17 protein-coding genes are annotated in these 24,378 nt (G+C 57.5%); 5 read left to right on the top strand and 12 right to left on the bottom strand.

Annotation, left to right across the window (positions count from 1 at the left end):
• Positions 1 to 4: 4 nt before the first annotated feature.
• Both B3229_RS12100 and B3229_RS12105 read right to left on the bottom strand, forming a co-directional pair.
• The gene (locus tag B3229_RS12100) at positions 5 to 1,369 is read right to left on the bottom strand and encodes a CoA transferase (RefSeq protein WP_286871007.1); all 1,365 of its coding nucleotides are present in this window, start codon (positions 1,367 to 1,369) and stop codon (positions 5 to 7) included.
• A gap of 47 nt (positions 1,370 to 1,416) precedes the next feature.
• Positions 1,417 to 2,301, bottom strand: a complete 885-nt coding sequence (locus tag B3229_RS12105) for a DMT family transporter (protein WP_048784790.1) — start codon at positions 2,299 to 2,301, stop codon at positions 1,417 to 1,419.
• 182 nt (positions 2,302 to 2,483) lie between these two features.
• Here B3229_RS12105 and B3229_RS12110 point away from each other — a divergent pair, with 182 nt between their 5' ends.
• Positions 2,484 to 3,212 (top strand): glutamine amidotransferase, encoded by a 729-nt coding sequence (locus B3229_RS12110; protein ID WP_286871010.1) that lies wholly within the window; start codon positions 2,484 to 2,486, stop codon positions 3,210 to 3,212.
• Here B3229_RS12110 and B3229_RS12115 read toward each other — a convergent pair.
• Positions 3,200 to 3,763, bottom strand: a complete 564-nt coding sequence (locus tag B3229_RS12115) for a class I SAM-dependent methyltransferase (RefSeq protein WP_033747706.1) — start codon at positions 3,761 to 3,763, stop codon at positions 3,200 to 3,202. The genes B3229_RS12110 and B3229_RS12115 overlap by 13 nt on opposite strands.
• Positions 3,764 to 3,997: 234 nt before the next feature.
• On the opposite strand from B3229_RS12115, the gene B3229_RS12120 reads away from it, so the two are divergent.
• Both B3229_RS12120 and B3229_RS12125 read left to right on the top strand, forming a co-directional pair.
• Positions 3,998 to 5,518 carry an aldehyde dehydrogenase family protein gene (locus B3229_RS12120; RefSeq protein ID WP_033747704.1) on the top strand — a complete coding sequence of 507 codons (1,521 nt, stop codon included), beginning with the start codon at positions 3,998 to 4,000 and terminating at the stop codon, positions 5,516 to 5,518.
• A 180-nt stretch (positions 5,519 to 5,698) separates the two neighbouring features.
• Positions 5,699 to 5,866: a hypothetical protein gene (locus B3229_RS12125; protein ID WP_161801256.1), complete on the top strand. Its 168-nt coding sequence runs from the start codon at positions 5,699 to 5,701 to the stop codon at positions 5,864 to 5,866.
• Positions 5,867 to 6,053: 187 nt separating this feature from the next.
• On the opposite strand, the gene fumA is transcribed toward B3229_RS12125, so the two are convergent.
• Positions 6,054 to 7,700, bottom strand: coding sequence for a class I fumarate hydratase FumA (gene fumA / locus B3229_RS12130; protein ID WP_286871012.1), 1,647 nt, complete (start codon positions 7,698 to 7,700; stop codon positions 6,054 to 6,056).
• A 154-nt stretch (positions 7,701 to 7,854) separates the two neighbouring features.
• Entirely contained in the window at positions 7,855 to 9,363 is a 1,509-nt protein-coding gene (locus tag B3229_RS12135; RefSeq protein ID WP_048786423.1) for an anion permease, read from the bottom strand.
• Between the two features lie 577 nt (positions 9,364 to 9,940).
• On the opposite strand from B3229_RS12135, the gene B3229_RS12140 reads away from it, so the two are divergent.
• The gene (locus tag B3229_RS12140) at positions 9,941 to 12,718 is read left to right on the top strand and encodes a flavocytochrome c (RefSeq protein WP_048786418.1); all 2,778 of its coding nucleotides are present in this window, start codon (positions 9,941 to 9,943) and stop codon (positions 12,716 to 12,718) included.
• Positions 12,719 to 12,796: 78 nt separating this feature from the next.
• Entirely contained in the window at positions 12,797 to 13,771 is a 975-nt protein-coding gene (locus B3229_RS12145) for an FAD:protein FMN transferase (RefSeq protein ID WP_286871015.1), read from the top strand.
• Here B3229_RS12145 and dcuR read toward each other — a convergent pair.
• The 7 genes from dcuR to B3229_RS12180 form a co-directional block, all read right to left on the bottom strand.
• Positions 13,752 to 14,471 carry a two-component system response regulator DcuR gene (gene dcuR / locus B3229_RS12150; protein WP_048786413.1) on the bottom strand — a complete coding sequence of 240 codons (720 nt, stop codon included), beginning with the start codon at positions 14,469 to 14,471 and terminating at the stop codon, positions 13,752 to 13,754. The genes B3229_RS12145 and dcuR overlap by 20 nt on opposite strands.
• The gene (locus B3229_RS12155; RefSeq protein ID WP_048786410.1) at positions 14,468 to 16,081 is read right to left on the bottom strand and encodes a sensor histidine kinase; all 1,614 of its coding nucleotides are present in this window, start codon (positions 16,079 to 16,081) and stop codon (positions 14,468 to 14,470) included. Before B3229_RS12155 ends, dcuR begins: the two co-directional genes overlap by 4 nt.
• Before the next feature lie 903 nt (positions 16,082 to 16,984).
• On the bottom strand, positions 16,985 to 18,664 hold the full coding sequence (locus tag B3229_RS12160; RefSeq protein ID WP_286871017.1) for a hypothetical protein: 1,680 nt from the start codon (positions 18,662 to 18,664) through the stop codon (positions 16,985 to 16,987).
• A complete protein-coding gene (locus B3229_RS12165) occupies positions 18,661 to 19,563 on the bottom strand; it encodes a hypothetical protein (RefSeq protein WP_286871019.1) in 903 nt (300 codons plus the stop codon). The genes B3229_RS12160 and B3229_RS12165 overlap by 4 nt, the downstream gene beginning before the upstream one ends.
• Positions 19,564 to 19,681: 118 nt before the next feature.
• A complete protein-coding gene (locus B3229_RS12170) occupies positions 19,682 to 20,872 on the bottom strand; it encodes a DUF6932 family protein (protein WP_286871021.1) in 1,191 nt (396 codons plus the stop codon).
• Between the two features lie 145 nt (positions 20,873 to 21,017).
• Entirely contained in the window at positions 21,018 to 21,473 is a 456-nt protein-coding gene (locus B3229_RS12175) for a hypothetical protein (protein ID WP_286871023.1), read from the bottom strand.
• An 81-nt stretch (positions 21,474 to 21,554) separates the two neighbouring features.
• Positions 21,555 to 24,353 carry an SEC-C metal-binding domain-containing protein gene (locus B3229_RS12180; protein WP_286871024.1) on the bottom strand — a complete coding sequence of 933 codons (2,799 nt, stop codon included), beginning with the start codon at positions 24,351 to 24,353 and terminating at the stop codon, positions 21,555 to 21,557.
• Positions 24,354 to 24,378 lie beyond the last annotated feature (25 nt).

The following is a 24,378-nucleotide window of genomic DNA, read 5'->3' on the forward strand; positions in this document are numbered from 1 at the left end:
CCTTTTACCAGCGCGCCGGGTGCGTCCCTGGCTCGCAGCCCGGCGTGGCGCAGAGCTGCGGCGTGCCGGGCAGTCGCGCGGCGGCGCGCAGCCGTTCACCGATGCCCCAGGGCGTCAGCTCAATGGTCGGCAGCGTATCGTGCGCATGCGCTTTAATGCCCGCCGGCAGAGCGGCGTCCCGGCAGGGATGCTGCTGCAACAGCAGGGCGGTGCGCGCCAGCGACAGTCGCGCCTCCACGCCGTAGCCGGTAGCGTGGCGCTGGCGCAGTCCCTCCAGCGCCGCGGCGGCCATCAAATAGCCGGTGGCGTGATCCAGCGCCTGTACCGGCAGCGGCGTCGGCTTCTCGCTTTGCGACCAGCGCATGCCGCTCTCGGCGATGCCGCACGCCATCTGCACCAGACTGTCGAAGCCGCGGCGATTGCGCCACGGGCCGTGCCAGCCCCAGGCGTTCAGGCTAACGTCCACCAGTCCCGGCGCCAGCCGGGCGCGCGTCTCAGCGTCGAATCCCAGCTGTTCCAGCGCATCGGCGCGATAGCCGTGCACCAGCACGTCTGCCTGCTGCAGCAGCTCGCGCAGCGTCTCGCGGCCCGCCGTCGTTTTAAAGTCGACCACGGCGCGCCGTTTGCCGCAGGCGATCTCTTCATCCAGCGTCGGCTCGCGCCAGCCGGGCGGATCGAGACGCAGCACCTGCGCGCCGAGGCTGGCGAGAAAGCGGGTCGCCACCGGCCCGGCGATGATGCGCGTCAGATCCAGCACCCGAACGCCGAGCAGCGGCCGCGCGCCGGGCATCGACCAGCTGCGCGCGGGCGCGGCGGCGCCCCGTCGCCAGGCGATCAGCGGCTCTTCGCGCACCGCCTGGCCCTGCGGATGCTGCTGCCACGCTTGTTCGCTGCGCATCTTTGCGGCGCAGCCTCCCGCATCGACCACCGCCTGCTCCAGCGCGTCAGCCTGCCAGCGCGCCACCTGTCGCGCCAGCGCGTCGCGGTCGGGGTGCTGGCCCAGCACACGCTCCATCGCCGCGCGATGCTGCGGCGCATTGGTATGCAAACGGATCCAGCCGTCGGCGCTGCGGTAGTCGCCGGCAAAGGCGTCCCACAGCGCGGGCGCGGGGCGATTGCGGGGAAAGAAGCTGGTCTGAAACCAGCGCGAGGCGAGGCGCACGTTCACGCTGACCGGCTGGCGGACGCCGATAAAATCCGCCGTCGCCTGGGTCGCCAGCCCGATGCTGGCGGCTGCCAGCTCGCTGACGGCGAAAGCGGATGAGAAGGTCGCGGTATCAAGAAAAGTGGGCGGGGCGGTTGCGTCGCCGGGGCCACGCAATCCTTGCCACAGCTGCTGCCACAGCGACGCGGCAAGCTGATAATCCATAATCATTCTCCAGAAACAGACGGTATCCAGAGCATAGCACCGCTTTTTCAGCGACGGCGCAGACGCGGGAAGCGCGCGTGCATGCGCAGGCTGCGCAGATTGATGACGGCTATCGCCGTGCCGCACACCACCAGCGATGCGCCGATGATTTTAAAGCTGTTAAGGCTGTCCCCCAGCACCACAATGCCCATCAGCACCGACAACACCGGCGTCAGCAGCGAGTAGGGCATAATCAGATTGACGTTGTACTGCTTCAGCAGCCCGTACCAGAGGGTATAGGCGACAATCGACGAGGCGAGCGCGCTGTAGAGAATGCCGAACCAGCCGCGCCATCCCGCCTGGCTGAGGGCGTAAAACTGGTGCGACTCCATCACGAAACTCGACAGGCCGACGATGGGCACCGCCAGAAAGGCGATCCAGCCGGTCATGGTCAGCGGCTTAATGGGCGGCGATTTTTTCACAATCAGATTGCTGACCGCCCAGCCGGTGGCGCTGCAGAGCAGGATCGCCAGCACCCACCAGGCGGGGATGGTCGGACTGCCGGAGAGCACCGCCACGCCGCACAGCGAGATGGCGATGCCGACCAGCTGAATCGCCCTCAGCCGCTCTTTCAGCACCGCCATCGCCAGCAGCATGGCGATCGGCGTGCCGAGCTGCACCACAATCGCGCCGGTGCCGGCGTCGGTATAGCGCATGCCGACGAACAGCAGCGAGAAGTGCATAAAGCCGAAGGTAAAGGCGAGCGCCAGCAGCCAGGGAAGCTGCTGGCGGGTGATACGGCAGAAGGGGATCAGCACAATCGCCACCACCACAAAGCGCATGCAGGTGAGAAACAGCGGCGGCAGCTCCAGCAGGCCCCACTTCACCGCCACGTTATTGAATGCCCAGATAGAGACCACCATCAAGATCAGAAAAAAATGCCGCAGAGCCACAATCCCGTCCTTCGCTGTTGTTTTTCGCCACGCCCTAATGATGGCACGAAGCGGGGAGAGGCCGACAGGCGATGACAAATATTTTTCTGTTATGACAGCGGCTGGAAAATCATAAGACAGGCCGCCGCTTTGCTGGCAGACTGGTTCACCGAGACGCTAACCTGCCAGGGAACCCATTCGGTATGACTTCCACTTCCTCTTTGCCCCTTGCCCTGATTCAACTTGAAGTGCCGCCTGCCATCGTGGTGGAACGTATTGGCGAACAGCCGCGCTGGTTTATTGACGCGCTTGATCTGCAACCCGATGACTATCTCATTGTGCGCCCGCACCTTGGCGAATCGCTGCCGCAGTTTGACCAGATCAGCGGCGCGATCCTGAGCGGCTCCTGGGCGATGGTGACCGACCACGCCGAGTGGAGCGAGCGCAGCGCGGCGTGGGTGCGGGCGGCGATCGACGCTAAGCTGCCGCTGCTGGGCGTCTGCTACGGCCACCAGCTGATGGCCTACGCGCTGGGCGGCAAGGTGGCGGATAACCCCAACGGCTGGGAGCGTGGCCTGCTGCCGCTGACGTGCAAAGCGGCGATGCAGCGCGACGCGCTGCTCTCGGCGCTGCCGGAACGCTTCAGCGCCTGGCTGTCGCACCGCCAGTCGGTGATCGCTCCGCCGCCGCAGGCGCAGGTACTGGCCACCTCTGAGAAAGATCCCTGTCAGATCCTGCGCTACTCGCCGCAGGCGCTGTCGGTGCAGTTTCACCCGGAATTTTCACGCCATATTATGAGCGCCTGCCTGTCGCCCGACGTCAGCGATAGCGTCGCGGATGTGGACATCGAAGGCCCCGACTGGGCGCGGCAGCTGCTGATGGCGTTCTGGCAGCAGACGCGCCCACAGCCGAGCCAGGCTCAGGGCGCGTAGCTGCGCCGACAGCGATAAACCCAGGCGGGCGGCACGTTTTTCAGCACCCGCTGACGCTGCCAGATAAAGTAGCGCGAGAGATCGGGCTGGGTGATGGAGGTGTACTGGAACTGCACGAAAACGCCGTCCGGGCCGAGCGCGTCGAACGCGGCGCGCAGAATGTCGTCGCGCAGCGCCGGCGGCAGCGACAGCAGCGGCAGGCCGGAAAAGATCGCGTCATACTCGCCTGATAACCAGGCCGCCGAACAGCTGCGCACCTGCAGGCGCGCATCCTCCAGCGCGCGCAGCTTATCCGCCAGCGGCGCGCTGATCTCAAACGCATCCAGTGTCGCCTGCGGCTGCATACGCGCCAGCAGATGACGCGTCAGCACGCCGTCGCCCGCACCCAGTTCGGCGACGCGCAGCGCGCTGCGCCAGCAGACGCTGTCGCTCATGGCGCGGCACAGCGCCGCCGATGAGGGCGTAATGCTGCCCATCTTGCGCGGATGGCGAATAAACTGATGAATAAAGTCTGCTTTTGCGCGCATAAGGGTAAAAGCCGAAGCCAGCATGTCACTCTCTCCTGTGATTAACCTTCTCTGTTGACCCTGTTCCGGCCCGAGGTTTCGCTTTTTTTTCGCGCCTCGGCTTATTCTCAGAATTATCCGTGCGCACGGGCGGCGCGCTTTTCCTTTGCGGCGGTCACAGTTTCCGACCGCAACATCTGACAGGCTGGGTTTGTTCATTCATTGTTAACAGCAAGTTTCATCGTTGTTTCAATTCCTGCCATGTTAAGGAGATTCACCATGCGTTACGCCTCTCCCGGGGAACAGGGTTCTCTGATTCAGCTGCAGAAAACCTACGGCAACTTTATTAACGGCGAATTCGTGACGCCAGTGAACGGTAACTACTTCACCAACACGTCGCCGGTCAACGGTTCGGTCGCGGGGGAATTTCCGCGATCGGACAAGGCGGATGTGGACAATGCCGTCGCCGCGGCGCACGCCGCCGCCGAAGCCTGGGGCAAAACCTCGCCGCAGCAGCGGTCGCTGGCGCTGCTCAGGATCGCCGATCGGCTGGAGCAAAATCTGGAATATATGGCGGTGAACGAAACCTGGGATAACGGCAAGCCGGTGCGCGAAACCCTGGCCGCCGATATGCCGCTGGCGGTGGATCACTTCCGCTATTTCGCCGGTTGCGTGCGGGCGCAAGAGGGTACCGCCGCCGAGATCGACGAGTTTACCGCCGCCTACCATTTCCATGAGCCGCTCGGCGTGGTGGCGCAGATTATTCCCTGGAACTTCCCGCTGCTGATGGCGGCATGGAAGCTCGCCCCGGCGCTGGGCGCGGGCAACTGCGTGGTGCTGAAGCCGGCCGAACAGACGCCGCTGAGCATTACCCTGTTTGTCGAGCTGATTAAAGACCTGCTGCCGCCCGGGGTGCTGAACGTAGTGCACGGCTACGGCAAGGAGGCGGGCGAGGCGCTGGCCTCTCATCCCGACATCGCCAAAGTGGCCTTTACCGGCTCCACGGCGACCGGCGGCCATATTCTCGAGCTGGCGGCGAAGAGCATGATCCCCTCAACCGTCGAGCTGGGCGGCAAATCGCCGAACATCTTCTTCGAAGATATCATGCAGGCGGAAGAGAGCTTTATCGAGAAGGCGGCCGAAGGGGTGGTGCTCGGCTTTCTGAATCAGGGCGAGGTGTGTACCTGTCCGTCGCGCGCGCTGGTGCAGGAGTCGATCTACGAGCCTTTTATGGCGGCGGTGATGAAGCGCATCAAAACCATTAAGCGCGGCGATCCGATGGACAGCGAAACCATGGTCGGCGCGCAGGCGTCTCAGCAGCAGTTCGACAAGATCCTCTCCTATCTGGAGATCGCTCGTCAGGAGGGCGCGGAGGTGCTGACCGGCGGCGGCGTGGAGAAGCTGGAAGGCTCGCTCGCCAGCGGCTACTACATTCAGCCGACGCTGCTGAAGGGCGACAACAGCATGCGCGTCTTCCAGGAGGAGATTTTCGGACCCGTGGTCGGCATTACCACCTTTAAGGATGAGGCGGAAGCGATCGCCATCGCCAACGACTCGATTTACGGGCTGGGCGCCGGCGTCTGGACGCGCGATATCAACCGCGCCTACCGCGTCGGCCGCGCCATCAAGGCAGGGCGCGTCTGGACCAACTGCTATCACCTCTATCCGGCGCACGCCGCCTTTGGCGGCTATAAAAAATCGGGCATCGGACGCGAGACGCACAAGATGATGCTGGACCACTATCAGCAGACCAAAAACCTGCTGGTGAGCTACAGCGTTCAGCCGCTCGGTTTCTTCTGATTTCGCGCTCTGCGGCGCGCTGCTCTCTGGGCAACGCGCCGTTTTTGTTTCATATTAATCCCGGCGCATTTCGCCTTTTTTCGACCCATTGTTAACTGTCATAACCGCGTAAGATTGCTATGGCATGGTCAGGACGGTGGTTCCTGACGGGCCTGAGGCCGAACTGAATAAGGAATGTTGATGAACGAATTTTATAACGTGCTGACTGAACATGACGAGGTGCTGGACGGCGTGGAGTACAGCATCATTGCGGTTAACCTGCCGGTCTCGCTGCGCGATGGCGATGTCGCCGCTCCACTGCGGGCGGGAGAAGCGAGCGATGCGGCGGAAGTGCCGCGTTTCTGGTAAAGATAGTTTGCTGTAAGGGCGCCTTTGGCCGTTGCGCAGACGCGGGCGGCAGGGTCTGATCGCAAAGTCGCTCAAGGCATCCCTGCTCGCTCGGCCCGCGACATCCTTGTCGCGGGACGCTTTGCTCTTCAGACCCTGCCGCCCGCTTATCAAAACATGGTGCGGTTTTTAAGAGTCTGCTTCAGTGCTATTTCACGCAGCGCGCGCAGGTGCTGTCCTGAATCTGCTTAAAGAAGTCGTTGCCTTTATCGTCCACGAGGATAAACGCCGGGAAGTTCTCAACCTCAATTTTCCAGATCGCCTCCATCCCCAGCTCGGCATACTCCACGCACTCCAGCTTTTTAATACTCTGCTGCGCCAGCACCGCCGCCGGGCCGCCGATGCTGCCGAGATAGAACCCGCCGTGCTTCTGGCAGGCGTCCGTCACCTGCTGGCTGCGGTTGCCCTTCGCCAGCATAATCATGCTGCCGCCGTGCGACTGCAGCAGATCGACGTAGGAATCCATGCGGCCAGCGGTAGTCGGGCCAAGCGAGCCGGAAGCGTAGCCTGCAGGGGTCTTGGCCGGACCGGCGTAATAGATCGGGTGATCTTTCACGTACTGCGGCAGCCCTTCGCCGTTGTCGATACGCTCTTTCAGCTTGGCGTGCGCGATATCGCGCGCCACGATAATGGTGCCGCTCAGCGACAGACGCGTAGAGACCGGATAAGCGGAAAGCTGCGCCAGAATCTCTTTCATCGGCCGGTTAAGATCGACGCTCACCACGCCGCCTTCGCCCTGCTGACGCAGCGCTTCCGGAATATACTGCGCCGGGTTGTCCTCCAGCTTCTCAATCCAGATGCCGTCGCGGTTGATCTTCGCTTTGATATTGCGATCCGCCGAACAGGAGACGCCCATGCCCACCGGACAGGAAGCGCCGTGGCGCGGCAGGCGGATTACGCGGATATCGTGCGCGAAATATTTGCCGCCGAACTGTGCGCCGAGGCCGAGCTGCTGCGCCGCCTCCAGCAGTTCCTGCTCCAGCGCCAAATCGCGGAACGCCTGGCCATGCTCGTTGCCGCTGGTCGGCAGGCTATCGTAATAGTGCGTCGAGGCGAGCTTCACGGTCTTCAGCGTGGCCTCCGCCGAGGTGCCGCCGATCACGAACGCGATGTGATAGGGCGGACAGGCGGCGGTGCCGAGCGACATCATCTTATCCACCAGATAGTTCTTCAGCTTGCCGGGCGAGAGCAGCGCTTTGGTCTCCTGGTAGAGATAGGTTTTGTTGGCTGAGCCGCCGCCCTTGGCGATGCAGAGAAACTTATATTCGTCGCCGTCGGTGCTGTAGATATCGATCTGCGCCGGCAGGTTGGTGCCGGTATTCACCTCGTTATACATATCGAGCGCGGCGTTCTGCGAATAGCGCAGGTTATCTTCGATAAAGGTGTTATAGACGCCCTGCGACAGTGCGGCTTCATCGCCGCCGCCGGTCCAGACGCGCTGGCCTTTTTTGCCCATAATAATCGCCGTGCCGGTATCCTGGCAGGTCGGCAGCACGCCTTTGGCGGCGATCTCCGAGTTGCGCAGAAACTGCAGGGCGACATATTTATCGTTTTCGCTCGCTTCATCGTCGGCGAGGATAGAGGCGACCTGCTGCTGGTGCGCCGGACGCAGCATAAAAGAGGCGTCGTGAAACGCCTGCTGCGCCAGCAGGGTCAGCGCTTTGGGATCGACCTTCAGCACCTCTTCGCCTTCGAAGCTGGCGACGGAGACGTGCTCGCGCGTCAGCAGATAGTACTGGGTATCATCGTGGGACAGCGGAAAGGGCTCTTGATAGTAGAAAGGTTTGTTCGACATCTCGGCTCACTTATGCGGCGGCGACGGCTCGCGCAGCGCGAGACGAACAGCCGCAAATATTGTTGGTTTTTATTTCGCCAGCCGCGCGGGACGCGGCTGGCGTAAGCTGAAGGGAAAGGATTTTACACTTTATTAACCTGTTTCGTCGCCTGCTTTAGAACATCATCACCATCCACGGATAGGCGATCAGCATCAGCAGCACCAGAAACAGCAGGCCGAAAATGGTGCCCAGGCGCCAGTAGTCTTTGGTCGGCAGATAGCCGCTGCCGTAGTAAATCGGGCTGGGGCCGGTACCGTAAGGAGTGATAATCCCCATCACGCCAAGCGAGGTGCAGAGCATCAGGCAGAACACCGGCATATTGATGCCCGGGATCGCTGCGGCGATGGTCAGCATCGCGGGGAGCAGCGCGGTAGTGTGCGCCGTGGTGCTGGCGAACAGGTAGTGCAGCAGATAGAAGGCGATAAGCAATACCACTGCGGAGACCTGCGGGTCGTAACCCTGCAGCAGCATGCCGCCCTCTTTGCCCAGCCAGGCGATAAAGCCGACGCGCGCCAGGCCATCCGCCAGCGCCACCAGCGTGGCGAACCAGGCGAAGGTGTTCCACGCCGCTTTGTTGCTGGTAATGTCGCTCCAGTTCAGCACGCCGGTCCAGAGCATCAGTATGATAACCAGCAGCGCAGCCATCGCAGGCTCGATCCAGGCGGTGGCGAAAATCCACATCAGCAGCGCGCACACCACGAAAATCAGCAGCAGAATCTCGTTGCGCGACAGTTTGCCCAGCTTCTGCAGCTCGGCGGTGGCCCAGCGCGGCACTTCGTCGTTGACCTTCACTTCCGGCGGATAGAGCCAGTACGCCAGCAGCGGCATGGTCAGGATCAGCAGCACGCCGAGCGGCAGGAAGGCGAGAAACCACATGCCCCAGGAGATATCAAAGCCCACGACGCTTTTCACCAGCGCCAGCGCCAGCAGGTTCGGCGCCAGCGCCGACAGGAACATGGAGCTGGTGATACAGGCGGCGGTAATCGCGACCCACATCAGATAAGAACCAATGCGGCGCGCGCTCGGGTCGTTGGGTTTAGAGCCGTAGAGCGGCGGCAGGTTGGCGATAATCGGGTAGATGGTGCCGCCGCTGCGCGCGGTGTTCGACGGGGTAAAAGGCGCCAGCAGCAGATCGGCGAAGGTAATGGCGTAGCCGAGCGTCAGGCTGCGACGGCCAAGATACTTCACCAGAATCAGCGCCAGGCGGCGACCGAACTGGGTTTTATCGTAGCCGGCGGCGAACATAAAGGCGCCGAAAATTAGCCAGACAGTGGAGTTACCGAAACCGCTTACGCCCCATTTAAACGCCTCGGTGGCGACCTTGAAGCCCGGCTTCGCCAGCTCGGCGGGGCTAAACAGCACGAACTGGCTGAAGAGGGCGATGACCACCACGCCGGTCAGGCCGATAACCGCGCCCGGCAGCGGTTCGAAGATCAGGCCGACGATAACGCCGACGAAGATGGCGAAAAAGTGCCAGGCATAGGGCTCGAGCCCGGCAGGCGTCGGCACCAGCAGTAGCAGGGCGGCGACCACGATGGGCAGCGCCAGCATGATCCAGCGTTTGTGTTGTCCCGGCGGCGGGACGGGCGCAGGTTGCGCGGCTTCGTTCAGCGTCGTTTTCATGTTCATAGTGAGGGTCTGCAAGTTATAAAGAAGAGAGTGTCGGCTTTGTTGATGCACCGTTTATTATTAGTGCGCGTAGAACGCCTTCAGCAAAACCTTATTGAATAACGTCTTCATATGACAACTTTATTAAATAAACTTTTGCGCCTTGCCTATATGATGCGCCTGCCATAATAGTAAATTTTGATCTAGATCAAAGAGTGAGTTTGGCTGTTAATTGCGTTAAGAACTTAAATGCCCGCGCTGCGCTCTTAAGAAGATTCCGAGGTGCAAATTATCATTACTGGCGCTTTTTTCTGCAAATTTCATCCCTTGCACCTTATTGAAAAGTATAGAATAATTTTTACTTATAACAATAATTTGATTTTTTCAGCGCTTTCGCTAACATTACTATAACTAAAATCTCATGGTTTGCAAAATAAATAACTCCGCTCCTTTAAAAGTTTTATAACTATATTCATTTCTTTTGTAGCTAAAGTAACTGGTATATTAGTGGCATTAAGCCGGACCTTTTAATAATCACCAGAGTGCCTCGTCCGCAGAATTTCTCAGCTTTTAATTTCCGGAGTTAATCTAAATGAATACTCGCACCCCGCTTTTAAATCCGCTGACTTTGCCCAACGGCGCGGTATTAAAAAATCGGCTGGTCATGGCGCCGATGACCACCTGTACGGGATTTTACGACGGCACCGTGACCAGCGAGCTCGTGGAGTACTATCGCGCGCGCGCAGGCACGCTCGGTACGGTTATCGTCGAGTCCTGTTTTATCGATAACAAAGGCCCCGCCTTTCCAGGCGCTATCGGCATCGACAGCGACAACAAAATCGCGGGCCTGGCGCGCATCGCCGACGCGATTAAATCGCAGGGCTCGACGGCTATCCTGCAAATTTATCATGGCGGCCGTATGGTGGAACCGGGGCTGATCGGCGGCAAAACGCCGGTGGGCCCCAGCGCCATTGCCGCACCGCGCGAAGGCGCGACCACGCCGCAGGCGCTGACCGCCGACGAAGTCGAAGTGATGATTACTAAATTCGGCGACGCGGTGAACCGCGCCATCAAGGCGGGCTTCGACGGCGTGGAGCTGCACGGCGCCAATACCTATCTGATCCAGCAGTTCTTTTCCCCTAACTCTAACCAGCGCGACGACAAGTGGGGCGGCAGCCGCGAAAACCGCGCCCGCTTCCCGCTGGCGGTGCTGGATATCGCCCATAAAATGGCGGAGCGCATCGCGCACAACACCTTCATTATCGGCTATCGCTTCTCGCCGGAAGAGATCGAAGTGCCCGGCATCCGCTTTGCCGACACGCTCTATCTGCTGGAAAAACTGGCGGAGCGCGGCCTCGACTACGTGCACTTTTCCATGGGGCAGCTGCTGCGTCCCTCTATCGTCGATACCCGCGACCCGATGCCGCTGATCGACAAATATATCGCGCAGCGCTCAGAGCGCCTGGCGAAGGTGCCGGTTATCGGCGTCGGCGGCGTGGTGAATAAAGCTGACGCGGAGATGGCGCTGGAGCACGGCTACGATCTGGTGGCGGTCGGCAAATCCTGCATCGCCTACCCGGACTGGGCGGATCGCGTGCTGAACAACGAGCATCTCGACCTCTATATCGACAGCACCCAGCGCGAAGCGCTGATGATCCCGGAACCGCTGTGGCGCTTCTCGCTGGTGGACGCGATGATCCGCGAAGTCAGCGCGCCGGGCCGCAAATACAAGGCGGGCGTCTATCAGGAGAAAGTCGAAGCGGAAGCGCTGAAGCTGAAAATCAACGTCACCCTGGATACCGACCGCATCACCGATATTTCGATGGTGCCGGACGATACGCTGGACGTCGATTTCACCGAGACCTTTGAAAGCCTGCGTAACCGCATTCTGGTAGCCAACAGCCCGCACGTCGACGCCATCAGCGGCGCCACTACCCAGAGCGAGGCGCTGAAAAAAGCGGTATCGCGCGCGCTCTCCACCTCCAGCAAAGAGTATGTAATTGAAGAGGGTGGTAATCCTTCCGCACCGCAGAACTACGACGTAGTGGTGATCGGCAGCGGCGGCGCCGGCCTGGCGGCGGCGATTCAGGCGCACGACGAAGGCGCGCGCGTGGTCATTATCGAGAAGATGCCGACCATCGGCGGCAACACCATCAAAGCCTCGGTGGGCATGAACGCGGCGGAAACCCGCTTCCAGGCGATGAAAGGCATCAAAGACAGCAAAGAGCTCTTCTATCAGGAGACGCTGAAAGGCGGCCAGCATAAAAACAACCCGGTGCTGCTGCGCGAGTTCGTCGAGCTGGCGCCGGAGGCGATTGACTGGCTGGCGGATCACGGCATCGAGCTGAACGATATCACCATTACCGGCGGCATGAGCATCGACCGCACGCACCGCCCTGCGGACCGTTCGGCGGTTGGCGGCTACCTGATCAGCGGCCTGGTGAAAAACATCAACAAGCGCAATATCGAAGTGCTGCTGGATACCTCGGTCGCTGAAATCCTCACCGAGAACGGCGCGGTAACCGGCGTGAAGGTGGTGGATGAGTACTACGACAGCCGCATCCTCTATGCGAAAAGCGTGATCGTCGCCACCGGCGGCTTCAGCGCCAACCGCGAGATGGTGGTGAAATACCGCCCTGAGCTGGACGGCTTCGTGACCACCAACCACAAAGGCGCGACCGGCAGCGGCATCGCCATGCTGCAGAAGCTGGGGGCGGATACAGTCGATATGGGCGAAATCCAGATCCATCCGACCGTTGAGCAGACTACCTCGTATCTGATCTCTGAATCGATTCGCGGCGGCGGCGCTATCCTGGTGTCCCAGGAGGGCAAACGCTTCTTCAACGAGATGGAGACCCGCGACAAGGTTTCCGCGCAGATTATCGCGCTGCCGGAGAAAAGTGCCTGGGTGGTTTTTGACGAACAGGTGCGGGCGAACAATAAAGCGGCCGATGAGTATATCGCCAAGGGCTTCGTTATCAGCGCGCCGACCGTGGGCGAGCTGGCGGTGAAGCTGAATATGGAGCACACCACGCTTGAAGAGACGCTGGCGCGCTACAACCAGTTTGTGGTGGATCAGAAGGATGAGGATTTCGGCCGTACCACCGCGCTGCGTCATCCGCTGAATCAGGGGCCGTTCTACGCCATCCGCGTCGCGCCTGGGGTGCATCACACCATGGGCGGCGTGACCATCAATACCGACACCGCGGTGCTCGACAGCAATAAACAGGTGATCCGCGGCGCCTGGGCGGCGGGAGAAGTGGTCGGCGGCATCCACGGCGCCAACCGTATCGGCGGTAACGCCGTGGCGGATATCATTATCTTTGGTATCCTTGCCGGACGTAACGCGGCGGCCCTGGCGCGCGGCTAGTCCGCTGTCGGCAACGGCGCATCGGGCAACACTACCCGGCGCGCCGTTGCCGGATCCACTTTGACAGCCGAGGCGAGTATGTCAGCCGACGAAGGCGTTTACGCCTATTCCGCAGTACTGATGGGTTCGCCCATTCTTCTTAAGCTCTTTGACGATAATGCGGCGCTGGCCGCGCAGGTCTTCCGCCTTATCCGCTATCAGGAAAATATCCTCACCGTCAATCGCGCCCACTCCGAGGTGATGGCGATTAACCACGCTGCAGGCAAAGAGCCGGTCTGCGTCAGCCGTGAAGTGTTCGATCTCATTCAGTGCGCGCATCAGGTGAGTCTGCTGCCGCACAGCCTGTTCAATTTCACTATCGGACCGCTGGTCAAGCGCTGGAAGATCGGCTTTCAGGGACGCAGCGTGCCGCCGCAGGGCGATCTGGAAAAGCTGATGGCGCTGACCGATCCGCGCGAGGTCGTGCTGGATCCCGAGCGGCGCAGCGTGTTTCTGCGCCAGCCAGGCATGGAGATCGATCTGGGCGCCATCGCCAAAGGCTATATCGCCGACCTGGTTCGCAGCTTTCTGCGCCAGCAGGGCGTGGAAAGGGCGCTGATTAACCTGGGCGGCAATGTGCAGACGCTCGGCGCGCCGCCGCAGGCCGCCGGCTGGTCGGTGGGGCTGAAAACCCCGTTCGGCCAGGCTGACGAATTAATCGGCGTGATTGAGGTAGCGGGGAAATCGGTGGTGACCTCGGGGGTCTACGAACGTTACTTCGAGCTGGACGGCCGCCTCTATCATCACATCCTCGACGCGCGCAGCGGCTATCCGCTCGACAACGAGCTGCTGAGCGTCACGGTGATTTCCGACCGCTCGATAGATGGCGACATCTACACCACGCTGCTCTACGGGCTGGGCGTTGAGCAGAGCCTTACGGCGCTGCGCGACGCGCCGCACATCGAAGCGATTTTCGTTACCCGCGACCAGCAGGTGATCTGTTCCTCGTCGCGTCAGTTCACGTTTCGTCTGCATGACCGTCGCTATCAGCTGACTACTGACAGTACTGCCTGAGCAGCGAGTGGTATTCCGGCTGCAGGCGGTAGCGATAGACCGGACGGCCGGTCGCGCCGTAGTGAATGCTGGTGAAGAGAATATTGATCTGCGCCAGCCAGATCAGGTATTTGCGGCAGGAGACGCGCGAGATATTCACCTCCGCCGCCAGCTCGTCGGTAGAGAATTCGCTGCCGGGATGGGCGTCGATCCACTGGCAGAGGGTGCGCAGCGTCTGCGGGGTCAGGCCTTTCGGCAGCCGTTTGCTGTCGTTGGTGGTGGGCGGATTGCCGTGGATCAACTGGTCGACTTCCGCCTGCTGGTAGTAAAGATGGTTATCCATCAGCGACTTCTTCTGCCGCCAGTTGTTGAGCGCCTCTTCAAAACGCGGGAACTGGAAGGGTTTGATCAGATAATCCACCACGCCGTAGTGCAGCGAGGTTTTGATGGTGGCAGCGTCGGCGGCGGATGAAATAATGATCACCTCAACAGGCTGCTTCGCCTCGCGCAGCTCCGGCAGCAGATCCAGCCCGTTCTCATGCTGCAGATAGATATCGAGCAGCACCAGATCCACGGCGGGTTCGCTGTGAAGGATCATCTCTTTCGCCTGCTGCAGCGTCGACGCCGTGCCGACGCAGTGAAAGCCCGGCACCTGCCCGACGTAAACGCGATTCAGCTCGGCGACCATAGCGTCATCATCGACCACTAACACATTGATCATGCGGTTTTGTTGCCTCCATCCCAGGGAAGTTGTACAAAAAATTGGGTAAACACGCCGGGTTCCGACTCCACACTGACGCTGCCGCCAAGGCTTTCCGTCTGCTGCTTCAGCAGATAAAGCCCGACGCCGCGATCCTCGCCTTTGGTTGAAAAGCCTTTGTCAAAGATAGCATCCAGCTGGTCGGTCGGGATGCCTGGCCCATCGTCGCTGACTTCGCACGCCAGCCAGCCGTTCTGGTAGTGCAGCATCACGTGGATATCGCCGTTGTGTTCACTGCCCAGCGCGTCAAGCGCGTTCTCGATCAGATTGCCGAGCACGGTGATCAGCACGGCGATCTGCTGCTCGTTGCCGATATCGGGCAGGAAGCTGGCGTCGCTCAGCGTCAGGCGATGGCCGCTGTCCGAGGCGCGATTGATTTTACTCAGCAGGAAGCCGGCGATCACCGGCGACTTGATTTTGTCGAGCAGCGAACCGATTTCGGTCTGGTAGTTGTTCGCCGTTTTTAAAATATAGGCTTCGACCTGCGCATAGTTTTTCATGTGCAGCAGGCCAAGGATCACGTGCAGCTTATTCATAAACTCATGCGAGCGCTCACGCAGCGCGTCGACGTAGTTTACCATGCCGCTCAGGCGCTGCAGCAGCCGCGTGATTTCGGTTTTATCCCTGAAGGTGCAGACCGCGCCGATAAGCCGCTGCTGGCTGTAGACCGGCACGGTGTTGCTCAGCAGCACATGGCCGTTGATATTCAGCTCTTCGTCGCGCCGCGCCCGGCCGGTGGCCAGCGTCTCCTGCAGCTGAGCGTGAATAACGCTGGCGTCCTCCATGCTGCCGGAGCTCTCCTCTGTCAGCAGCTTTTTCGCCGCCTCGTTGATCAGCGACACCTCTGCATGAGCGTCCACCGCGATGACGCCCTCTTTGACCGAGTGCAGAATCGCCTGGCGCTGCTCAAACAGCGAGGAGATCTCCCAGGGTTCGAGTCCGAAGAGGATGCGCTTCAGGGTTTTTACCAGCGCCAGCGTGCCCAGCGCGCCCGCCAGCGCGCCGATCAGGATGGTCCAGATAATGCTCCAGCGGCTCTGGTTGATCTGATCGCTGACCGCCTCCAGCGAGATGCCTATCGACACCACGCCGATCTGCTGCTGCTGCGCGTTATAGACCGGCGTAAAGACGCGCAGCGCCTCCGCCAGCGAGCCGCGATTCACCGAGACGTTCTCTTTGCCCTGTAGCGCCGGATTGATGTCGTCGCCGATAAAGTGCTGGCCGATCAGCGCCGGATTAAGATGGGAGTAGCGGATGCCCTGCATATTGGTCACTACCACGAACAGCAGATTGTTGTGCTGCTGCGCCGCGCGGGCGATGGGCTGGATAATGCCGCTGTCCGGCGGCCCGCTCAGCGCTTGCTGAATAGCAGGCACGTCCGCCAGCGTGCGCGCCACGGCCATCGCCTTGTCTTCCAGCTGCTTCTGCGTGGCGTTGCCGATCTGAAAGAAGTAGAGCAGATGCACGCTGAGCAGCACGAAGGTCACTACCGCGCCGATCATCAGCGTCACCAGCGTGCTGAGCTTCATATGTTTTTTGCGGGTCAGGTTGCCTTGCGGAGTGTCGCGCATCGTCGGTCCTTTGTCGGAAAGCGGTGGGGTATTATCCCTTTCTGTGGGGCTTTGCAAAGGGTTTTAGCACGAAGCGGGTGGAGCCGTTGGCTAGCGCATGTCGGGCGGGCGAAAAGTGCCTGTGTTTAGTACGGAAAATATACAGCGGGGGAGAGGGCTGGAGCGTGGTGAACGCGGAATACCGTATAACTTTATTAGTTACAGCATGCTATTGAAGCAGGCAATATGACGCGAAACAGCGGTGCGAACAATGTCTTGCAAGGGATAAGCACAAATGGCATTCAGAATAGCCTCAGCGCACATCGCCCCTTTGGGAGTAGACATGCTGTTTCATGAATGTAGGGAATCAAACGCGTTAGTCAGGAGGGTGAGAATCAGGCGTTTTTTTATGAAAAGTCTGTTTAGAGAGGCTGTCCGAGAGCGGGAAATAAAGGGTGCCTTTTCGGGGCATAAAAAATCCACGCACAGGCGTGGATTTTAAAACCGAGCGGTTTGTTATGAGAGGCGCTGGCCCCTCATCAGACAACCGCGAGTTAGACGTTGAATAGTGATTTCAAAGTTATGCTATTGAATTGTATATTTTATTTTATTAATTTTTTTACGTGTACTCATCATTGTACTCATTTTGGAATTTGCTCGCATTAGTAATGCGAAGGTCATAGGTTCGACTCCTATTAACGCCTTAAATTTTTCAGGACAACAGAATTAGGTCATTAGTTTAGTCTTGCAACGGTGAAAACGACATATAGCCAACCCAGATTACAAACAACTGAACTTCGTTTGCATGCTGTCGAAACCCACCTTCTCTCATTGGGAACATTCCTGTCAGAATAAGTGCACAAAGAGCATGTCGCAATGGCGCATCCGTTCGCCTTTTTTCAGGTCGGAGAATGATTCCGGCATTCACTGTGCGGGATGCTCTGGGTTGCAATACTCACGGATAAACCAGGTGGGTAAGGGATGCCGATACAGTCGGGCTGACAACGCGATCAGGATTTGCCAATTTCCATACCATCTAAAGTCAGATGAGGCTGCGGCACCGTCAAAGATTTTAATGGACGCCTCGCCTTCTTCCCTTGCTGAAGGCCTTAGGCCAGACAATGCCTTGGATATCCCAACGCAATAAATGCCCTGTGACGAGCCGCTTAGTGTTTCGAGTCGTGCTGTAGGAAACCAGCGCTCAAGTGTTACCCCCTTCATTAGAGGAAGGATCTTATCCCGCAGTGCTTGGAAGGTTTCTTCATCACTCAGTAATGACGTCACAGTCGCGAGTGCTGGCACCAACGTTGATGTCTGGAAGAAATCACGACTCTCAGCCTTGTTTCTGTCGAGGGCAATAGCATCTTCCAGCGAGTCGGTGTCGACCGGCAGATAACATCCTGTTCTCAGAGCATGGTGAAGCCGGGCCACAACTTCTCCTGCGATAATCCGCGTATTGGCCCAGTCTGACTCGCCCATCAGCGCGCAGAAGAGCAGGGTAAGGTCGATGCTATGCCCGTCATAAAGGGGAAGTAGTACCCCCGAATGCTGATTGAGCAGATGAATGATGGCGTTGCGGATCGTCGTGCGAAGCGCCTCATTTCCAGATTTTTGCTGGAGTAATAGTAAGAGGGTAGACAGGCGTCCTAGCTCCTCAAACATAAGCTCCAGGTAGAAGACGCGATCCGGGCGCCAGCGGAGGACGGCTCGTGGTGACTCCAGGGTAGGCATTATTTTTTCAAAATAGTCCACCAGAGCTTGTATATGCAGCGTAACTAGGGTTTCAAATCGGTCAATAAAGGCGTGGTCGGCATACAATTCCAGTTTTGCCGCCTCGGCCCACATACGCAGTATCAGGTATTCACCGCTAACGACCCCAGGTTTTAAATTGTCTTCGCTTTTTCCCCAGACCAGCAGGACCGCCCAGCCCATCGACGCTGCGGCACATCGCCTTAAAAACTTCTTATTTCGTGTTTCTGCGCTTTGTTCTGACTCCTCGGCCTGTATTTCAAAACAGGCATCAACAAAGCGGATAAACCGGCTTATCGCCGAGCTTGACTCTTCAAGGCCGGCCAGAGCCGCGCGGAGGTCAGATTTTCCCCGTGCCAGCAGTAATGTGTCATCGAAGAGGTACTGCTCTATCCATGGTGTGATCTGATCGGTGCCCCAGAATTCAAGACTGCAAAGCGGACGTGTTGCGATGTCTTCCGTCAGGGCTGAAAAACCGGCCTGGGCTTCTTGTAGCAGTACGCCATTGGATACCAAGACGATTCGTTTATGCAGCGGCTTGAGCGGTTCCGGTAAACGATTTCTGAGGAAGTCATTGCAGGCCTCCCGGATAGAGGGATCGATAGACTGCGGCCCACCGTAAAAATCGGCCCGTCCGACGTTGCCGAATTTGATGATAAAGACAAAAACCTCATCAACCCCGTCGGCACCCGCTTTGGTCGACAGCACGTCAACACCAGCCTGTGCGGGGCCAATCTGTGGGCGACTGAGCACATTGTGCCCCATGGCCTTAAGCAGTTCTGGCAGCAGTACATCGAGCTCATTGCGCTCACGCAGGCCCGCCAGGTAATGGGAGAGAACCAGCTGAATACTCATTCCAGCTCTCCTTTCCACAGTCTGTTTCTGGTCCGGTCACATGAAAGTGGATCGGTGCGCCAGGTGAGGGGCAACTCAACTTCAATCTGAAAGGGCATCATTTCCAGCGTGGTTTCTTTTACATCGTCACCCACGGAAAACTCTACTGCGGTTTTGTTGGCGTATTTGAAATGTTGCTTTGTGAAGAACTGACCAAAAATGGAGTGCTCTTCCGAGTGTCGTTGAATCTCCCGGTTCTCACTGCGTTTCAGACTGGCATACATTAGACGCATTTCAGGCGTCATCGCGAGCTCACGAAGCGCCGGTAGTCCGTTAAGATGGTTTTGCTGTTGTTCCATCTGTGCCAGGGCGTTTTGCGCCAGTTCAAGCGAGATAAACGGGGATTCAGGGCTGGCAAGCAGTCGCTGCGTGGTCCAGGGATACTCTTCCATGTGATGCTGCAGGAGTGCCCTGGCTGCATTGAGTGCCGTGACGCTGGCTGGGTAAGCGATTGCCAGGCTTAAAGCCCAGCCGAGTGAGACGGCGGGGGAAACATGCAGGGCGCAGAGCCGGGACGCCGCCAGTATGGCGCGTGACTCATCGACGGAGGAAAGGTCGTACGCCTGTGGGGTCGCTGCTTGAAGGTGGCACACGCTTGCCTCATGCGCGAGGACTTTCGCCAGTCCATTAAGCGCTTTATCGGTCAGCCAGCAGGAGAGGGCGACTGCAAAAAGCGGAGCAGACTGACCGATTTCATGCAGGCAGTTATCTGCGGCGCGAAGACACTCTTCAGGAGACGAGGCCCTGATGGTTTCGCGACAAAGCAGGGTCAGTTCCGCGATAACAGAATGGCAATTGCCGGCATCGGTTCGTAATGCAGCGAGCTGGCGATAGAGTTCATAAAACTGATTTGTCGACATACCGCCCTCAACTCAGAATGCTCAATATACGTGAGGCAGACAGCCCCTCCAGATGAAGTCACATGCCGCTTGCCGGTTCTGGCGTTTTCAGATTCTTGCCTTATCCACTGCAGCGCTTTCAGGGTTTCTTATTCGTTAATGTGGCGAGATGACGCTTAAACCCCTCTTCCTCACTCGCATACTTATTGCTGTTCAGAAAGGGCATCCACATTGATGTGATGACGTCTTTTTTGATTACATTGTTGTGGTCGAAGATTTTGTTGCTGGGCTGAGTGAGAATATGGCTCGCTGAGGTAAAGCCGTTAGTTCCAGCTTGGCCAAAAAGTGGATCCAGTCCCACCCATTCGGCTGGTTTTCTCGGCATCCAGCTTACCCATTGGTCATTAGGCGCTATTTCATTTCTGACTCGCGCGACTTTGCTGCCGACACAACTTTCCCAGTCATAGTTTTCGTTCAGAATACTGCCGGTGAGGATAATCGTGTTGAAATGTACTGGAGTAAACTCCTCGAAGCCGTCAAGGTAAGCGCCGATCAGATAGGTACCGAAGGAATGTGCAATGATCGAAATCTGCTCACCGTTCTGGCAATAATCTCTTTGAACTGAATAAATCCAGTCCCTAAAGGCATCCACTGCTTCTTTCCTTTTTCCCTTGTTCAGCAGAATGTCTGGAGTGGTATAGCCGTAGATATAAGGTGCGACAATCCAGCCCTGGCTACTCGCAATAGGGATCAGATTAGCGTTCCATTCAGCGTGAGTCATGAGCCCGTGAATAGTGACCAGCACGCCCGGGGCTTCATTTAAATCGACCAGATGCCGGTTGAAGTAGGCTCTTTTGATAACTTCATAGGTATCGTCATCAGGTTCATGATGGGTTGTCCAAGGTTCGTCCGGGTGATTAAGGCTTATCTGTATCACTCCCACGCCACTCCCGAATCGCTCGTAAGACAGCAGTTTTAAAAACGAGGCTGTAAGAATGGGATCGTCTGCCGAGCAGAACATTATGTCAGTGCGTTTACCTTCTAAAAGCAGACGTTCTGGCCTTGTCGGGATGTGATCTTTACTTCGCAGCACGATCACGACATCCAGATCATTAGGGTCTTTTTTGTCGGTTACGTAGGAGCCACCGACCAGCACAAATAAGGCATTACGCGCGTTTGCAAAGTCCAGAATATCGATAAATGCTTTTTTCAGAAGCTGCCGCTTCTCATTAACCAGGCAAAAGCGATCAATAAACTGCTGTGCTGAACAGCGGTGCGTACCCTCAGGAAGGTACCCTTTTGCTGTAAAATCGGGAATCGTTGTCATCATTTATTTATAGTTAAATATACAGGGATAGGAATATGTCACCAGAGATGCTCCGCAATAAAAAATGCTCTCCTGCTGCATTGTTCTGGGACTTCGGTGTTGTTGTGTGTTCTGGAAATTAATATTGTTTTTCGGTCTGATAAAAATCTCAGTCCTGTAACAGGCTGCGAACTCTGGTAGCAGTTGCAACAGAGTTTTTAACTTCGTTCTGCTTTGCATACAGCTTATTGGGTTTATGATGTAATTCCAGCTCTTTTTCGCGTTCGAGTTCACGTAAAGCGATATGGATCTTTTTTACATCTTTAAGTAACTGTACGTCATTGAATCCCAGAACCTGAAGGCGTGTTTCATAGACCATCGTTTCGCTGAAATTATGCCCCAGTCTTGCACGGCAATGGCAGGCAAGAGCAGCATCAATGTAGTTGCAACTAAAGGTCAGCGCTACGATAGCGTGTTTTAGTGCGCACTCGCGTATTTTCTCCCTCCTAGGTGAATATGGCCTGTTTTCATAGGCCATATACTGTCCCCACGCACGACGATGTGCTTTAAGAGAGTCAACGGCAATACCAATAAAAAGCGCTCGGTTGCACGATGTGGACAGCATCCTGATATGGCTCCCGTGGACTTAGATCCCGGCCGTTTTCTGGAAACTGCCAGGCCACGTCCAACATAGCGAAGCCAGCGCTCAGGCTCCATGACATTTTTTATACTTTACTCCCGACCCGCAGGGGCAAGGTTCATTTCTGCCTACCCCCCCGAAAAATCGAGTAATTTCGGATTTTGCCGCCTTGTAAGCAAGCTGGGCAATATAGTTCGACTGGTCCTCAAACTCCTGGCGCTGCCCCCCCGTTAACCCCTCAAAATAGGGTTCGATTCGGCGCATTTCTGCTTCCGCCTGCCCATGTTCCCCGACGAGTGCCAGAATGACAGCGTACTGGCTCCGGACCTGAACCAGCCGCTGTACCAGACCGGCTTCATTGACTACGGGCAGGACGTGTTGCTCCATCACCTCTCTGGCACCGACATAGTCCTTTCTTGCGACAAATTCGTCCGCCAGATCCTGTCCTACCCGGACTAAAGATTCGGGGGCTGCGGTCATGTTGTAAAATTTCATCGCGTGAATACGCACAAACGGTGACACTTTTCCCTGCGCGTCATTAATTCTGGCGAGTAACTCCAGGGCATCGGCCAGGTGTTTGATGTGCTCGTGAACATTTTCAGGCTGGTTGATGATTGTCCACAGCACATCCGAGTTTTTACCCATGACATCCCGTGGGGTAATACCAAATAACGCGTAATAGCGATCCACCACGCTCCGGCACAGCGTTTCTGCTTGCTTGTGTTTTTTTAATCTCCAGAGCGCGATAGCATGGCTATAGTCAAAAATACGCGCATGCTCCTCATCCGGAAGTCCGGGGCGGGCGTCTTCAGCCAATTTTTGTACTTGGGAATGGTCGCCCTTTCCGGATAAGAAAAGCATCCGCTTCATTGTATAGGCCGTGCGTTCCCGGTAGCCAAACTCATGTTCTGTAAGCAAGGCTTTCATCGCATCCAGCCATTGGGCGATTTGTTCAGAAACGCCGTCTTTAAGCTCGGAAAAAACCAGGCCATCGAGTGCCCAGAACTTATGAACCGGCGCCAGTGAGTTCGAAGCCGTTGCCTTTTTCAGGCTTTCCATAATGTCGACAGTAATGCCCATCTCATAAAATAGCTCTTCGCCGGACAGATCGATAAGTGTCATGACGTCGTTAAGTTTGATGTAGATCTGCGTCAGGAGAGAAAATCGCGAAGTGTCACGTGCCTGGTGAAGGCTCTCAATCAAAAGATCTTTTAACGTCAGTAACGCGTTATTTACGATATCCGCGTCCATCATGATCAGGTGCTGCAGCCCCAGCGCCCTGACAGCGTCATGTACCTTTAATGTCTGGTTGCCATAGTTTTCAATTGTTCCGGTGGCCCGCATTTTTTTAATAAGGGTGGCCGCTCCGCTTGAAGGGATATTCAATGAGCGGGCAAGGTACTCTGAAACCTCATCACGGCTCAGTCCCACATCGGACAGACTGAACAACGCCAGGGCGTTCTGGACCAGTGGTTCAAACCCCTGATAGACACGGCTGAGAATGACTTCCTGCGCGGTTTCCGTGCTGTTTTCTTGTTGTCGCAGTTCAGCGCACAGCGTGTCTATATCCCCTTTGTATTCGTCTGCAGCAACTCTCGCCGCACTTTCGACATACAGCGGCAATCCTCCGGTATAGCTTCGTAGCTGCTCATATCCCAGCGCACTGGCGAAACCACCGAGGTCGGTCACTGCGGCGGCCACTGTGTCGATATCCCATCCCTGTAACGATTCACGCTGAAATCCGGTCATGGCCTCCAGTTGCCGGACATTGTCATGAGGCTGGCATAGCAGCACAAAATGGATGCAAGTTGTGGCATGTAAAACATCCCGCAAATTCTCTACGGGAATACGATGTGCGTTATCCAGAACCAGCAGCAGGCTGTCGTTCCGTTGCCGCAAGAAGGTGTCGAACGTTCTCAGTGCTTCAACGCCACTGGCTCCAGGAAGCAGTATTCTGCGCAGGCCACCTTGCTCCTGAGTCGCAAACCTGGCTGCCAGCTCACGAACCAGCGTACTGGCAAGTGCAGGACCCGGAAGGTCGCCGGCGTCGTAATACGCACACACCTGGCTACTGTGCTGGGCGGCTTGGGCTGCCCACGCTGTTTTACCTGCACCGGACAAGCCGCAAATGATGCGCACCCGCTCATCCGACACAAAAGAGGGTTCCTCTCGTAGTGGTCGGTAGAGTGCCGGCGGTGCAGGGAAGTCCTGTAACTGAACAATCAACTGCTCGAAGAGGGCAGGAAGGTCCTTTGTATAAAAAGCATGCTGTCCGCTGGCATCGCCTCCGGAGGCAGCGAGCTGGACCAGACCGGCCAGCTTCCAGATCAGGGATTCTGGCGACAATAACGAAAAGTTCAGTTGCTCTGCTTGCGTGATGCACCAGGCTGCCGCTTCAGCCACGGTGTCCCAGGCAGGGGGAAGTGCGGGATGGCGCTCAGCGTTTGACTGGGGCCAGACAAAACGGACATCCGCAGGAAGCGTCATATCCTCAGTCATCTTCTGCAGGTGCGGACCTGGCGCCTGGTTGGCGACGATAATGAACGACGCGCTTCCCTGTCGGCGCCCATCAGTGTGTTCGTTACGCAGATCGGCAAACCGCGCCAGTGCGTCAGACACATCACTAGGAATGATGGGGTTCAGGCGGGTTTTAACCTGAACGTAAATGCGCTCCTGCCTGGAGTTCAGCTCAATATCCTCATCAAGCTCCACGGTCACTGTATCCATGCTGGCTTTCTGTGCCAGCAGCAAGCAACCAACGGCATACAGGTGTTGATAAAGGAATCCCCGGTGTACGGCTTCAATACGTACCAACTGGGCAGAGTCCAGAACATCCGGCGTAGATTTTTCTTCGTTTGCCTGCATTTTTGTTTCTTAAGTTACTTGTTAG

Origin of the sequence: Pantoea sp. UBA5035 (assembly GCF_002415245.1) — a bacterium.
GTDB classification, from domain to species: Bacteria; Pseudomonadota; Gammaproteobacteria; order Enterobacterales; family Enterobacteriaceae; genus Pantoea; species Pantoea septica.